13 protein-coding genes are annotated in these 14,202 nt (G+C 42.2%); all 13 read right to left on the bottom strand.

Annotated features, from left to right (window positions below; translation table 11 throughout):
* Nucleotides 1-296 precede the first annotated feature (296 nt).
* Nucleotides 297-569 carry a Veg family protein gene (locus AC4HAF_RS05090; RefSeq protein ID WP_491091909.1) on the bottom strand — a complete coding sequence of 91 codons (273 nt, stop codon included), beginning with the start codon at nt 567-569 and terminating at the stop codon, nt 297-299.
* A gap of 14 nt (nt 570-583) precedes the next feature.
* The gene (gene dnaB, locus AC4HAF_RS05085) at nt 584-1,948 is read right to left on the bottom strand and encodes a replicative DNA helicase (RefSeq protein WP_491091910.1); all 1,365 of its coding nucleotides are present in this window, start codon (nt 1,946-1,948) and stop codon (nt 584-586) included.
* 40 nt (nt 1,949-1,988) lie between these two features.
* Nucleotides 1,989-2,441 (bottom strand): 50S ribosomal protein L9, encoded by a 453-nt coding sequence (gene rplI / locus AC4HAF_RS05080; RefSeq protein ID WP_491096920.1) that lies wholly within the window; start codon nt 2,439-2,441, stop codon nt 1,989-1,991.
* Between the two features lie 2 nt (nt 2,442-2,443).
* Nucleotides 2,444-4,414, bottom strand: a complete 1,971-nt coding sequence (locus AC4HAF_RS05075; protein WP_491091912.1) for a GGDEF domain-containing protein — start codon at nt 4,412-4,414, stop codon at nt 2,444-2,446.
* Between the two features lie 83 nt (nt 4,415-4,497).
* Entirely contained in the window at nt 4,498-6,393 is a 1,896-nt protein-coding gene (gene mnmG / locus AC4HAF_RS05070; protein WP_491091913.1) for a tRNA uridine-5-carboxymethylaminomethyl(34) synthesis enzyme MnmG, read from the bottom strand.
* A gap of 262 nt (nt 6,394-6,655) precedes the next feature.
* The gene (gene mnmA, locus AC4HAF_RS05065; RefSeq protein ID WP_491096919.1) at nt 6,656-7,777 is read right to left on the bottom strand and encodes a tRNA 2-thiouridine(34) synthase MnmA; all 1,122 of its coding nucleotides are present in this window, start codon (nt 7,775-7,777) and stop codon (nt 6,656-6,658) included.
* Between the two features lie 480 nt (nt 7,778-8,257).
* The gene (locus tag AC4HAF_RS05060) at nt 8,258-8,905 is read right to left on the bottom strand and encodes a transglycosylase SLT domain-containing protein (protein ID WP_491096918.1); all 648 of its coding nucleotides are present in this window, start codon (nt 8,903-8,905) and stop codon (nt 8,258-8,260) included.
* 158 nt (nt 8,906-9,063) lie between these two features.
* Complete coding sequence (gene apf, locus AC4HAF_RS05055; RefSeq protein WP_491096917.1) at nt 9,064-9,969, bottom strand: aggregation-promoting factor; 906 nt, start codon at nt 9,967-9,969, stop codon at nt 9,064-9,066.
* A 186-nt stretch (nt 9,970-10,155) separates the two neighbouring features.
* Nucleotides 10,156-10,950 carry an energy-coupling factor transporter transmembrane component T family protein gene (locus tag AC4HAF_RS05050; RefSeq protein ID WP_491096916.1) on the bottom strand — a complete coding sequence of 265 codons (795 nt, stop codon included), beginning with the start codon at nt 10,948-10,950 and terminating at the stop codon, nt 10,156-10,158.
* On the bottom strand, nt 10,943-11,785 hold the full coding sequence (locus AC4HAF_RS05045; RefSeq protein WP_491096915.1) for an energy-coupling factor transporter ATPase: 843 nt from the start codon (nt 11,783-11,785) through the stop codon (nt 10,943-10,945). The genes AC4HAF_RS05050 and AC4HAF_RS05045 overlap by 8 nt, the downstream gene beginning before the upstream one ends.
* A complete protein-coding gene (locus tag AC4HAF_RS05040) occupies nt 11,761-12,603 on the bottom strand; it encodes an energy-coupling factor ABC transporter ATP-binding protein (RefSeq protein ID WP_491096914.1) in 843 nt (280 codons plus the stop codon). The genes AC4HAF_RS05045 and AC4HAF_RS05040 overlap by 25 nt, the downstream gene beginning before the upstream one ends.
* 3 nt (nt 12,604-12,606) lie before the next feature.
* Nucleotides 12,607-13,149 carry a CDP-diacylglycerol--glycerol-3-phosphate 3-phosphatidyltransferase gene (pgsA, locus tag AC4HAF_RS05035; RefSeq protein ID WP_491096913.1) on the bottom strand — a complete coding sequence of 181 codons (543 nt, stop codon included), beginning with the start codon at nt 13,147-13,149 and terminating at the stop codon, nt 12,607-12,609.
* 11 nt (nt 13,150-13,160) lie between these two features.
* Nucleotides 13,161-14,174: a helix-turn-helix domain-containing protein gene (locus tag AC4HAF_RS05030; protein WP_491096912.1), complete on the bottom strand. Its 1,014-nt coding sequence runs from the start codon at nt 14,172-14,174 to the stop codon at nt 13,161-13,163.
* Nucleotides 14,175-14,202: the final 28 nt, after the last annotated feature.

Raw genomic sequence — 14,202 nt, 5'->3', positions numbered from 1 at the left:
AACGATAGTATAACACAGAAAAAAGGCTTTGTAAAGCCTTTTCGCATAATATTTTATTGTGACAAAGCAGCTAAAACCAATTATCGGCTTTTACCATCTGGCAAAATCTCCTTGCCTTTCCTGCAAGGTGCTTTCTAGCCTAATCGCAGTCCAAAGCTTAACTGTCTCAAATAGACCTAGCCATTGGTGTTTTGCAGGGCGCGATTTAAAATCTGTACCGTGTTGGCAGACTTGTTGCAAACTTTACAACTTTGTCAATTTTCTGTCAACCATAAAAGATCAAGCCTGCCATGGATCTAATCAAAGTAGTGAATCAGCGTTTTTTCCGTCAAAATATCCGAGTAAGTATACGATTCAACATAGGTATTGTCAATTTCACCCGGAATACTTGCTTCATCCTTATATTCAACAATAAATAATGACGAATAAACTTCAATCAGACGGCCGACCTTGTTTTTTTCCCGTTTACGGCCGTTTTCAAGCGTCAGTTCAACCAACTGACCTTCATGATTTTTAATATCTTCTTTAATTTTTTTCATCTTTGCGACATCTGCAAATGCATCACTCATTAAATGTATCTCTCCTATCTTTCCTCAAATGGGGCTATGGTCGAAAATTTATTATACTGCTTCTGGAAGATCAGTTTAACTGTTCCTCTGGCACCTGCCCGATTTTTTTCCAGTATAACCTCAATAGTATTGTCCTCCAGCTGATCCTGTCCGTCTTCCTTGTCACCTCTGTCATAATAATCATCACGATACAAAAAAGCAACAATATCAGCATCTTGTTCAATAGAACCTGACTCCCGAATATCAGACAGAACCGGCCTTTTATCCTGACGCTGCTCAACACCGCGAGACAGCTGGCTGAGGGCAATAACCGGAACCTTAAGCTCTTTAGCAAGTATTTTTAGCTGGCGGGAAATATCAGAAACTTCCTGCTGACGATTTTCCGGACGTGTTCCTGTGATCAGCTGAAGATAGTCAATAACAATCAAACCCAGTCCATTTTCAAGTTCCTGATCAAGTTTGCGGGCACGCGCCCGAATTTCTGTGACTTTAATCCCCGGGGTGTCATCAATGTAAATGGGAGCTTCAGCAAGAGTTCCCTGAGCCAGCGTAATGTTTTGCCATTCCTGCTCACTCAGCTGACCGGTCCGCAAATGATGGGCATCTACCATACCTTCTGATGCAAGCATCCGGTCAACTAAACTTTCCGCCCCCATTTCAAGCGAGAAAATGGCAACCGGGCGGTTGCTTTTTGTTCCGACATTTTGCGCAATATTAAGAACAAAGGCTGTCTTACCGACTGCCGGTCTGGCAGCCAGAATAACCAGCTGATCCGGATGCAGGCCTGTTGTAATCTTATCAAGATCCTGAAAACCTGTTGGCAGCCCAGTAACATCTGAAGTCTGTTTTGACCGCAGTTCAAGATTTTCATAATTGATGGCTAAAACATCAGAAATTTTGCGAAAACCGCTGCGATTGCTGCGCTCATTGACATCAACCAGAGCTTTCTCAGCACCTGCAATAATCTCTTCAGAATCTGTCGCTCCCTCATAGGCTTGATTGACCGTTTCTGTTAAGCGGTCAATAATCCGGCGCAGCATAGATTTTTCAGCCACAATCTTGGCATAATACTCAGCATTGGCACTGGTTGGCACACTGTTGACCAATTCAACAAGGTAAGAGATTCCGCCAATATTTTGCAGGTCCCCCTGACTGTCAAGAACGGCGCGGACAGTTGTTGCATCAATAGCGTCATTTCGGTCATTAAGACTTATCATCGCTTTAAAAATAACTCGATGCGCATATTTATAAAAATCCTCAGGCTCAATATATTCTCGAACAGCAATGAGTTTATCAGGCGATATAAAAATAGAACCTAAGACAGATTGTTCTGCTACCAAATCCTGAGGCTGAACTCGTAATTCCGGAGCTTCTGGCAAAACTTCTCACCCCCTAACCTTATTTTGTCTGATCATGAATTCAGGCTTCCTTAACCTCAAGTTTGATAATACCGTCAACATCTTTATGAAGCTTTACAGGCACCTCAATAACCCCAATCGCACGGATAGAGTGATCAAGCTTAATATGGCGCTTATCAAGCTTAATTCCAAACTGTCTGTTTAATTCCTCAGAGATTTTTTTAGCTGTGATAGAACCAAACGTTCGACCGTCCGGACCGACTTTTTCTGTGAACTGAACAAGAGTTGCTTCTTTTTCCAGCTCTGCCTTGATGGCCTTAGCTTCAGCCAACAGTTCTGCCTGAGCTTTTTCTTCGGACTTCTGCTTGCCCTTAAGCTCATTGATGGCCTGTTTGGTGGCTTCTTTGGCTAAATTTTTCTTGATTAAAAAATTTTGAGCGTAGCCTGTAGGAACTTCCTTGACTTCGCCTTTTTTACCCTTTCCCTTGACATCTGCCAAAAAAATAACTTTCATCACTAAGACTCCTTATTTTCTTTAAATTCTTCTTTAATTTTTTCTAACAAGAGCTCGCGAACCTCTTTAACAGTCATATCCTGTATTTGACAAGCAGCTAAGTTAAAGTGGCCGCCGCCGCCCATTTCTTCCATAATCCGCTGAACATTGATTTTATTGCGGCTCCGTGCTGACACAGAGACAAACCCTTCAGAGGTTTTGGTAATGACAAATGTAGCTTCAATACCTGCCATGCTGAGCATAGTATCAGCGGCCTTGCCGGCGATAACCTTAGAATAGCTGGCATCTTCTGATCCGGCTGTCACAATGACATTCGGCAGAATACGTTCGCCGCGTAAAATTAACTCATTAACGGATCGGTATTCATCAAAATCAAGAGCCGATATGTTTTGAATTTCCACATTGTCGCTTCCCAGTGTCCGCAGATAGCTGGCAACATCAAAAGTACGGCTAGTCACACGTGTAGAAAAATTCTTAGTGTCAAGCATAATTCCTGCCATGACAATGCTGGCTTGAATCTTGCTCAAGCGGTATTTACTGTCTTGGAACTGTAAAAGCTCTGTCACCAACTCACTGGCGCTGCTGGCACCGCTCTCAATGAAGGTTAGTGTCGCATTTTCCGGGAAATCATCATCTCTTCTGTGGTGGTCGATAACAATAACTTCTGTAAACTTATCGTAAAGCTCTCTTGACAGCGTCAACTGCAGCTTAGAATGATCAACCATGACAAGAAGAGAATTTTCCGTCACCTGTTCAAGGGCTTCCTTGACAGTCAGCAGCTGTGTATTGCCATCAGACTGCAAACGCTCAACTGCTCTTTTGACATCGTGGCCGATACTGTCATCGTCATAAACGGCATAAGCATGCTCAATGATATTATTAGCAAAAACCTGCATGCCGACAGAAGCTCCCAAAGCATCCATATCCAGATTTTTGTGTCCGACCACAAAGACACTGTCAACTGTTTTTATCTTATCTGAGATGGCAGTCATCATGGCGCGTGTCCTTGTTCGAGAACGTTTTACGGTTGAAACGCTGCCGCCGCCGAAATAAAGCAGCCTTTTATTGTCCTCATTTTCACGGATAACAGCTTGGTCGCCGCCCCGAACCAGAGCAATGTTAAGATTTTTAAGAGCAATCTGGCCAATCTGATCATGATTGGTCCTGCCGTAGGAAATTCCCATGCTCAGGGTCAAAGGGAGCTGGCGCTCCTGAGCTTCTTTGCGAAATTGTTCCAGCACATCAAATTTATTTTGAATCAGCTGATTTAAAGTGCCGTAATCCGTAAAGAAATAAAACCGATCCATGTTGACACGGCAGTAAAAGATGCCGTTATTCTGAGCAAATTCAGAAATAAAATTAGCAATAAAACCATTAATCTGAGACACTTCTGCATCAGCCAAAGATTCGACGGTGTCATCATAATTGTCAATGGAAATAACACCGATGACAGGCTGCAAATCCGGACCTTGCTTTTGGCTGTCATTGTCTCTGGATAGATTAAAGAAATAAAAGATGCCGTTAGTTACATCTAAATAGACAGAATACTTGTTATCTCCGACTTCCATTGTCTGATCAGCGGAGCCTTCTTTTTTACTTTTGATGACAGACATGATAAAGTCACTGTCAAATTCACCGTCTTCCTTGGTAAAAATCAATTCTGCAAAGGGATTGAACCACTCAATCTTGTCTGTTTCAGGATCAAACTGAACAACACCCACCGGCATTTGATCAAGCATCGTAATCAGCTTGCCTTCCGTCTGGCTGTTTAAAAGTTCAATTTGCTCCAATTCAGAAAGTTCATAGACACTTTTTTGATAATAAAGTAATATGACGATAGCTGCGCACGTTAAAAAAACAATGAACATCAGCAGCGGAGAATCCGGAAAAACACGGGTACTGATAGCCAAAATTCCAAATAAAATCATGCCTATCATGATCAGGTGGCTGGTTGCAAAACGAAATCTTTTCATTATCTAAACCTCTTAAGCCCTAATTATACCATAAAAGCTTTATAAAATATAGGGGGTAAAGAAGGTTGCCGGCCTGCTATTGGTTAGTTTTTAGCCGAGTGTCTTCTTCCTTCAAGATAGACCATCAAAATTGAAATATCCGCCGGATTGACGCCGGATATACGGCTGGCCTGCCCGATTGTTTCCGGATTGATTTTCTTAAATTTTTGACGCGCCTCAGTTGCGATAGAATCAATCGCATCCCAGTCAATATTTTTAGGAATTTGCTTTTCTTCCATACGTTTCATTTTAGCAACCTGATCGAGCGCTTTTTTGATATAGCCTTCATATTTGATTTCTGTTTCTAAAAGTTCAATCAGCTTGCTGTCCAAATCTTCTGCTGCCGGACCGATAAAGCTGACAGCATCAGCATAGGTTACCTCTGGGCGACGCATAAATTCTTTCGCTGTCACAGCATCCGTTAAAGGCTTGAAGCCTAATGCTTCAACCATCTGATTCGTTTCAGGCACCGGTTTTAATTTCAAAGAATCTAATCGGCTGAGCTCATTGTCAAACTGAGCCTTTTTAACGGCAAACTGCTGATAGCGCTTCTCATCAACAAGCCCAACTTGATGGCCGATTTCTGTCAGACGCATGTCTGCATTGTCATGACGCAAGATGAGGCGGTATTCCGCACGCGATGTTAAAAGCCGGTAAGGCTCCAGGGTCCCTTTGGTCACCAAATCATCAATCATAACACCGATATAGGCATCGCTGCGCTTGAGGATGAGTTCCGGTTTTCCTTGGATTTTAAGAGCAGCGTTGATTCCTGCCACAATTCCCTGACCGGCAGCTTCTTCATAACCTGAGGTTCCGTTGGTCTGTCCGGCAGTAAAAAGTCCGGAAATTTTTTTGGTTTCTAAGGTTGCCCGCAGCTGATGCGGCAAAACAATGTCATATTCAATCGCATAACCCGTACGCATCATTTCAGCCTGTTCGAGCCCTTTAATGGAATGAACCAAATCTTTTTGGACATCCTCCGGCAGACTGGTTGACAGCCCCTGAATATAAACTTCTTCTGTTTCCCTCCCTTCAGGTTCTAAAAACAGCTGATGCCGATCCTTATCTGCAAACCGTACAATCTTATCCTCAATAGACGGACAATAGCGCGGACCCACCCCTTGAACAATACCCGAAAACATGGGCGCACGGTAGAGATTTTTATTAATGATATCGTGGCTGGTTTGGTTGGTATAAGTCAGCCAGCAGGGAATTTGATCCTGCAGGTAGTCTTCATCTTTTGACATGAAAGAAAAATGATTCGGTTTTGTATCTCCGGGCTGAATCTCGGTTTCTTCATAATTGATAGAATTAGCCTTCACTCGCGGAGGTGTTCCTGTTTTAAAGCGGCCGATTTCAAGACCTAAGTTTTTCAAATTATCTGCAAGCCCAATAGACGCTAAGCTGTTATTGGGGCCGGAAGAATACTTGAGTTCCCCCAGAATAATTTCTCCGCGCAGGGCTGTCCCTGTCGTGACAATAACAGCTTTGGCCGAAAATTTTTGATTGGTAGCGGTCCGAACGCCGACAACTTTGCCATCTTCCACTAAAATTTCTTCAATCATAGACTGGCGAAGAGTCAGATTTTCCTGTTGCTCAACCGTATGCTTCATGTTGCGAGCATAAAGTGCCTTATCAGCCTGCGCCCTCAACGCACGTACGGCAGGACCCTTGCCGGTATTGAGCATCTTCATCTGAATATAAGATTTATCAATATTCTTCCCCATCTCACCGCCAAGAGCATCAATCTCGCGAACCACGATTCCTTTGGCAGACCCTCCAATAGAAGGATTGCAGGGCATAAAAGCCAGCATTTCAAGATTGATGGTTGCAAGCAAAGTCTTGCAGCCCATGCGAGCTGTTGCTAAGCCAGCCTCAACACCGGCATGACCGGCGCCGATAACGATTACGTCGTAGTTTTCAGTAAATTCGTGTGTCATAATTATTAAGATACAAGGGTACTAAGAAAACAAAAAGAGTTGGATTCTTCTCAACGTTTTCTGACCGTATTTATTTCCTTTCTGTAAATTGTGTCCATACACAAAAACAGCCAAAACCCTCGAAAATTGTACGTCAAAAGACGCACAATTCTCATGAGCTTTGACCATCATGATTATTGTTAGAATTATTTTAACACTTTAGGACAATTTGTCAATAATCCCTTAAACCTGTTATTAAAAGATCGTTGACAAAACTGTCAAGTTAAATATACTGACAAACCTTCTCTTCTTGATAAGCATTGTCAATGAGACCGCCGCCAAGACATTCATCTCCATCATAGAAGACAACTGCTTGACCCGGTGTAATAGCACGCTGAGGTTCAGCAAAGACAACCTCTGCTTTGTCACCTGATACCTTGACAGTTACTTTACTGTCAGGTTGACGGTAACGAAACTTTGCCGTGCACTCCATTGTAAACTCTTCAGGCATATCCCGCGTAAAATGAATTTCACTAGCTGTCAAGCTGGTTGACATAAGCGATTCATGGTAAAAGCCTTGTCCAACATAGAGGATATTTTGACTCAAATCTTTGCCGACAACAAACCAAGGAGCGTTATCGCCGCCGCGCTGACCGCCAATACCCAGACCGCCGCGCTGACCGATAGTATAATACATAAGTCCGGCATGCTCTCCCATATCATGTCCATCAACAGTCATCATGCGGCCCTTTTGAGCTGGCAGGTAGTTGCTCAAAAATTCTTTAAAATTCTTTTCACCGATAAAACAAATCCCAGTAGAGTCCTTTTTCTTTGCCGTAGCAAGGCCTGCTTCTTCTGCAATTTTACGCACTTCCGGTTTTTCAAGGTGTCCCAGCGGAAACATCACTTTTTGAAGCTGTTCCTGTGACAGCTGACTCAAAAAATAGGTTTGATCCTTGTTATTGTCAGCGCCGCGAAGCATGTGAACAAGGCCGTTTTCATCGCGTTCGACCTGAGCATAGTGCCCTGTTGCTACATAATCAGCACCGAGGGTCAGAGCGTAGTCCAGAAAAGCTTTAAACTTGATTTCCTTATTGCACATGACATCTGGATTTGGCGTACGTCCTGCACGATATTCTGCTAAGAAATACTCAAAAACGCGATCCCAGTACTCTTTTTCAAAGTTGACAGAGTAATAAGGTATACCAATCTGATCAGCTACTGCAGCTACATCTTTATAATCTTCAGTAGCTGTACAGACACCGAACTCATCTGTGTCGTCCCAGTTTTTCATGAAAACACCGATAACATCGTAACCTTGCTGCTTCAAAAGAAGAGCTGTCACTGATGAATCAACGCCGCCGCTCATGCCGACAACAACACGTGTTTTTGAATTATCATTCATAGATAATCCTCCCATCAAATTTTAAGATATATTAGCTAAAATACTCGATAAAAATAGAACGCTGACAGAAAATACTGATCTTTCGGCCGCTATTATTTTTGAAGCTTCGCTAATAGTCAATTTTTCTAACATAGACTTGAAGGGTCTAGTTTTCAAAAGTCGATTTGAAGGTCGATTTTGAAGCGCCTGGGCGCAAAACATATTATATCACAAAACAGGCCCTAATAACCAGCAGATAATTTCAAGAAAAACTCTTTCTCCTGTAGATTTAGCCAACTAAGGAAATTGACAGTCCTGTCAATACATTAAGACCAATATCTTGTAAAAACAACTTTAGCAAGGCTTAATTCCTGTCAATATATTGTCAAGTAATATTTATACCTGTTTCTAATCCTTTAAAGGCCATCATGAACAGCTGTATAAAACACTAAAAAAGCCATCAGTTCACTAATGACTTTTCTGTTTACTAAAAATTAAAATCTACATGCCCCAAGCTGATAAGCCCTGAGCATTATATGCATTAATGGCAGAATTAATTTGATCCTGAACGGTTGCTGTAGAGCCCCAGCCAGGCATCGTTTGGAACAGTCCTGAAGCTCCTGAACCATTAGCCGCATTTACCTGGCCGTTTGATTCACGGGCAATAATGTATTCCCAAGTTGACTGCGGAACACCGGTGGCTGATGCCATTTTTGCCGCTGCGTCTGACCCAGTTGCCCCTGCAGTATTGCCATTAGCAAGGCTGCCGTTAGAAACTGTATTGGAGGCGTTGGATGCTTGAGCTTGCTGTGAAGCATAGGCAGTGTCATAAGCTGCTGCATTGGTTGTATTTTGAACAGCTGCTGCATCTGGTGCCGCTGTTTCTGTCACAGTCTCTGCAGAAGAAACTTCCTCAGCAGCAGGCTGAGTTTCTGCAGGTGCCGCAACAGTCTGAACCTGAGTTTGTTCAGTATTTTGAGGCTCCACCACTGCAGCTTGAGCGAGAACAGATTCTGATTTCTTAATATGTGCTTCTGTATTTACAGATTCTCCTGTAAAAAGGGTCGCAAATCCTACAAAAAAAGGTAAAACTAAAAATTGGCTTTTAACAACTTTTTTGAATTTCGATTTTTTGACTCTACTGTACATAAAAAATTTGTTTCCTTTCATTATCTCGTTCTCTATCATATAGGTTAATTGTTACTTTAGCTTTATTTTTATATTAAAAATATTACAATTAGATTTAAAGTAAATAAAAAATGCCCAAAACTATTGAAATTTTGAGCATTTTAGACATCTATTTAAAATTAATACCAACCATTAGCATTCCAGAAGGCCTGAGCTGCTGTCCATGAACCATAGCGGCTGGTAACATATGCATCTGCCACGCGTTCTTGGTTTTCAGCTGACAAGTCGCCATTCAAATAAGAGCTGCTCAACTGATAACGGCCGTAATACTGCCCGTTTTGGGCGCTGTAGCTGCCTCCTGATTCTTTTTGAGCAATAAATTCTTTCGCTGCTGCATCTGATGCACTCAAACTGCTGCCGGTTGTTGAAGCCGATGATGTTGATTCTTTTGTCTGCGATTCAGCAGGGGCGGCTGCCGTCGCTTCAGTGGTTTGAGGGGCTTGTGATGAAGCTGCTGTTGTCGCTTCGCTCACTTGTGTTTCTGCAGATGCCGCTGTTGTGGCCTCACTTGTCTGTGTTTCTGCAGGGGCTGCTGTCGTCACTTCAGTAGTTTGAGAGGCGGCTTGCGAAGAAGCTGCTGTCGTCGCTTCGCTCACTTGTGTTTCTGCAGGTGCCACTGTTGTGGCCTCACTTGTCTGCGATTCAGCAGGGGCAGCAGGCACAGCTGTCGTAGTTTCAGGGGCTTGAGTCGTTTCAGAAACTGCCGGCGCAGATGTTTCTTCTGAAGCAGCCGGTGCTGGTGCTTCTGATGCTTGAGGCGCTTGTGCGGATGTTTCTTTCTCATCTAGCTCTAAAACCTGATCAACATAAATAAGATGGACATCTTTAATCTTATTCAATTTAGCAAGCTTTTTGACTGTTGTTCCATGAGCTGAAGCTATCCCTGACAAAGTGTCTCCTGATTTTACGGTATAGCTTTCTGCATGCGCTGCAATAGGCAAGATTAGACTGGCAGCTGTGGCAAGTCCTGCAAAGCCGGTTTTTACTGTTTTACTTTTATTTTCTAAAATATTTTTTAATGACATAACTTACTCCTTTTAGCGTTATATTACCCATCATACAGTAGATATATTACTTGCTTTTTAGAGTAAGGTTAAATATATTACAATTAGATTTTAATTAAAAAAAGAAAACGCCTTCTTTTGCTTTGTTGGCAACTATTCAACCTTTGTTAAATCATTATACCTTTCCGCATCAGTCAAACGTTTTTCTTATTTTTTTAATAAAAATAATATTAAACCCAGACAGCAGATACCAATAATGGCCAGGCTGTCTTTATAGGTCCATCTTAACAATCGATATTTACTGCGGCCCGATCCGCCTTGATAGCCGCGTGCCTCCATTGCTGTCGCTAAAGCATCAGCTCTTTTAAAGCTGGAAGCAAAGAGGGGGATTAAAATAGGAATGATAGACTTTACTTTTTGAATCAGATTTCCTTCCCCGAAGTCAACACCGCGCGCTTTTTGAGCATTCATGATACGCGTTGTGTCATCCATCAGTGTCGGTACAAAGCGCAGACTCAATGACAGCATCAAACCAATCTCGTGCACAGGAACTTTTAAAGGTTCTAAAGGTTTCAGCAGAGATTCTACTGCATCCGCCAAACTAAGAGGAGTTGTTGTCAGGGTCAAAAGCGTAGAAAATATGATAATCAGCACAAAGCGCATAAAAATCAGCGCTGCCTGCCCCAGACCATAATCAGTGATTTTGATAATCCACAATTGAACCAAGACTTCTCCTGTTTGAGTGAACAGAACCTGAAATAAAGTCGTAAACAGAATCAGTCCTATCATCGGCTTCAATCCTTTTAGAAAAAAGCTGATTTTGATGCGAGACAGCACGACTAAAACCATTGTAAAGACGAACATCAAGAGGTTGGTGATGGCATTATTGGCCCAAAAAACAATAATAATGAAAATAAACATTGACAGCAGCTTGCTTCTCGGATCCAGGCGATGAACGAAAGAATCACCCGGAATATAGCGGCCAAGGATAAGATTATTCATTCTTAACAGCCTCCACAAATTCTTCTAGGGTGATGGGTAAAGAATCAAAAGCCATTCCCTTTTCTCTTAAATTGGCAGCGAACTGAGTAATTTTAGGAACCCCTAATTGCTTGCTTTCTAAAAAGTCAATTTCCTGAAAAACGGATTTAGGACTGCCCGACAGAACAATCATCCCTTTTTCCAAAACATAAACCCAATCTGCGTGGTTAGACACATCATCCATTAAGTGAGTGACTAATACGATAGTCATCCCTTGCCGGTGAAGCTCTTCAAACAAATTCATCAGCTCACGCCGACCCTTGGGATCAAGCCCTGCCGTAGGCTCGTCTAAGACTAAAATATTCGGCTCCATAGCCAAAATACCTGCAATAGCTACCCTGCGCATCTGACCGCCGGATAATTCAAAAGGATTTTTTTCAAATAAATCTTCATCAATACCAACTAAAGCCAATTTTTCACGGGCTGTTTTTTCAGCATTTTCCTGAGAAATACCGAAATTTTGCGGCCCAAAAGCAACGTCTTTTAAAACTGTTTCATCAAAAAGCTGACTTTCCGGAAATTGAAAGACCAAACCAACCTTTTTACGAATACTTTTGATATCCTTATTTTTTGAGTCGGGCTTGATGGCCACATCATCAACATAAACAGTTCCCTCAGTCGGTGTATTAAGCCCGTTTAAAAGCTGCATAATAGTCGATTTACCGCTGCCTGTATGGCCAATAAAAGCCGTAAAACTGCCATCTTTAATTTCCAAATCAACATCGAAAAGGGCACGCCCTTCAAAAGGGGTTCCCGCTTGATAAGTATAACTTACTTTTTGGAGAATAATGCCCATAACTTTTCTTCTAATTCCTTTTCTAGCAAATAATCTTCATTAAATGTAAAACCTATTTGCTCAAGAGCTTTAATAATCGTTGAGGTGAAAGGAATATCAAGCCCTAAACTCAGCAGCTCATCTCCTCTGGAAAATAATTCTCGCGGGGTTGAACTGGATTCTATCTGACCTTTCTTCATCACCAAAACCCGGTCACTCAAAGCAACCTCGTCTAAATCATGAGTAATGGATATTACCGTCATGCCGTAGTCATCACGAATTTTTTGAATAATCTTAATCAATTCCAGACGGCCTTCCGGATCCAGCATGCTGGTTGCCTCATCCAAAATAATGATACTCGGCCGCATAGCTACTGCACCGGCAATAGCCACTCTTTGTTTTTGGCCTCCTGATAGTCTGGCAGGCTCTCGTGTCTTAAAATCAAGCATGCCGACAAGACTTAACGCTTCTCTGACACGTTCTTGCATTTCTTTCAGAGGCACACCTTGATTTTCCAGTCCAAAAGCAACATCATCTTCAACAGTGGCACCAACAAATTGGTTGTCCGGATTTTGAAAAACCATGCCAATCTTATGGCGAATATCCCAAATATTGCTGTCTGACAGCTCTTCGCCCTCTATGAAAATTTGTCCGGATTCAGCTTCCAAAAGTCCGTCAATCAAACGAACAGCTGTTGATTTGCCGCTGCCATTATGGCCGATAATAGCTAACCATTCTCCATGTTTCACGTGAAACGAAATATTATTTAAGGTCGGTTCTTTTTGATGATCATCATAACGAAAGGTAACGTTTTTTAATTCAATCGTTTTATCTGCCATTATCTATTTAAAGGTATCCTTGAAAAGGAAGCCCGCTCCCCTGAAATAATCGTAACCTGAGTAAAGAGTGAAAAACAAAGCGATGTACAGCAAAACAGTTCCTGCGAGTTCAAAGTGGCAGAGCAAAAAGATGATGGAAAACATCTGAGTTGCTGTTTTGATTTTTCCGGGCATAGCAGCAGCCAAGACTTCCCCGCCTGTTTCAACCAAAAGCAAACGCAAACCGGTCACTGCTAATTCGCGGCAGATGATAACAGCTGAAACCCAGGCAGGTGCTAAATCAAGACCAACAAGCATGATGAATGCACTCATAACCAGCATCTTATCTGCTAAAGGGTCAGCAAATTTACCAAAATTAGTCACAACCTTCCATTTACGAGCCAAGTATCCGTCCAGATAGTCCGTCAAACTTGCTGCTGCAAAGATAACTGCTGCAACAATATGCCAGGCTGTGCTGCTGGTTACAGAGGTTAAAAGCAAGAAAACCGGTATCAGTAAAATGCGAATAAGCGTTAGTAAATTGGGAATATTTTCTTTTTTAGTCATTAAAAACTCCTTTATTGGACTGCCACATTAATGTTCGTCAAACCGGCATTAATGAGATTAGACGTGTCCAGTTTTTGACCGTTTATGGTTATATCAACACCGTTAAGCACGGCAACTGTCAGCATAGAAGTTGTTGAACCTTCTGCTAAAGTTACGGTATAGGTTTTTTCAGCTGCTGTCAGCGTTGTTCCGGATTCTCCGGTATCGGTATTGGTAGCTGAAACCCAGCTTTCTTCTTCTCCTGTCAGGGTGAAAGTGATTTCTACCTTGCCGTTTGTGTTGCTCAAAGTGACATTATTGCCGCCTTCTGCGAAATCTGTTGTAACGTTTGTCTGACTTTGCGCAGTCGTTGAAGTTGATTCACTGGTCGTATCATCTTTTTGTTTAGAAGATGTGCTGAGCTCGGTATTATTAGAATCATTATGCAGCTGGTTATAAGCAATATAGCCTACATAGCTGACAATAGCCAAAGCCAGCAGCACCAGCAAAATCAGCGCCCAAGGAAAACGTCTGCCGGGTTCTTCATCATAATCATACTTACTGAGACGAGATGGTATTTTTTCGACTGCAGCAGTGGTTTTCTCGGGTTCTTCTGCGGTATCTGCCAGTTGCGGCGTTTCTGCTGTCAAACTGATATTTTGAGTAACATCTAAATCAATGGACAGATCCTGAGGCGTTTCTGCCTGCTTTTCGTCGTTTTCATGTTGAAGGTTGGCCTCATCTTCAATAGCTGTATCTGCTGAAGATGAAGAAAGCGCAGGTTCATCTACTGAAGAAGGAAGAATTAAGTCATCATTTGACTCTTGATTGCGATAGCCGTGAATGATAGAAACCGAATCTAAACCGACAACCTGAGCGTACTTTTCTAAATACTCGTTGGTCTTTCCTTCCGGTAATAATTTGAGCTGATCGAGCTCCATAGCCAATATGTAATGAGGCGCAATGCCTGTTTTATCAACCACATCATCAAAGCTCAGTTTTTTTTCAACCCGTGCATCACGTAAAATATCCCCTATTTTATTCATTTTAATTTACCTCAGTCCTTTCCGTCTC

This window comes from Streptococcus sp. ELY_90, from assembly GCF_058314475.1.
The sequence above is the reverse complement of the archived record's forward strand: the minus strand, read 5'-3'. Positions and strand labels throughout refer to the sequence as shown.

Bases quoted from the DNA above. Each gene is read 5' to 3' on its own strand.
- AC4HAF_RS05090 (WP_491091909.1), bottom strand. From the start codon at position 569: ATGAGTGATGCATTTGCAGATGTCGCAAAGATGAAAAAAATTAAAGAA.
- rplI (WP_491096920.1), bottom strand. From the start codon at position 2,441: ATGAAAGTTATTTTTTTGGCAGATGTCAAGGGAAAGGGTAAAAAAGGC.
- AC4HAF_RS05075 (WP_491091912.1), bottom strand. From the start codon at position 4,414: ATGAAAAGATTTCGTTTTGCAACCAGCCACCTGATCATGATAGGCATG.
- mnmG (WP_491091913.1), bottom strand. From the start codon at position 6,393: ATGACACACGAATTTACTGAAAACTACGACGTAATCGTTATCGGCGCC.
- mnmA (WP_491096919.1), bottom strand. From the start codon at position 7,777: ATGAATGATAATTCAAAAACACGTGTTGTTGTCGGCATGAGCGGCGGC.
- AC4HAF_RS05060 (WP_491096918.1), bottom strand. From the start codon at position 8,905: ATGTACAGTAGAGTCAAAAAATCGAAATTCAAAAAAGTTGTTAAAAGC.
- apf (WP_491096917.1), bottom strand. From the start codon at position 9,969: ATGTCATTAAAAAATATTTTAGAAAATAAAAGTAAAACAGTAAAAACC.
- AC4HAF_RS05050 (WP_491096916.1), bottom strand. From the start codon at position 10,950: ATGAATAATCTTATCCTTGGCCGCTATATTCCGGGTGATTCTTTCGTT.
- AC4HAF_RS05045 (WP_491096915.1), bottom strand. From the start codon at position 11,785: ATGGGCATTATTCTCCAAAAAGTAAGTTATACTTATCAAGCGGGAACC.
- AC4HAF_RS05040 (WP_491096914.1), bottom strand. From the start codon at position 12,603: ATGGCAGATAAAACGATTGAATTAAAAAACGTTACCTTTCGTTATGAT.
- pgsA (WP_491096913.1), bottom strand. From the start codon at position 13,149: ATGACTAAAAAAGAAAATATTCCCAATTTACTAACGCTTATTCGCATT.
- AC4HAF_RS05030 (WP_491096912.1), bottom strand. From the start codon at position 14,174: ATGAATAAAATAGGGGATATTTTACGTGATGCACGGGTTGAAAAAAAA.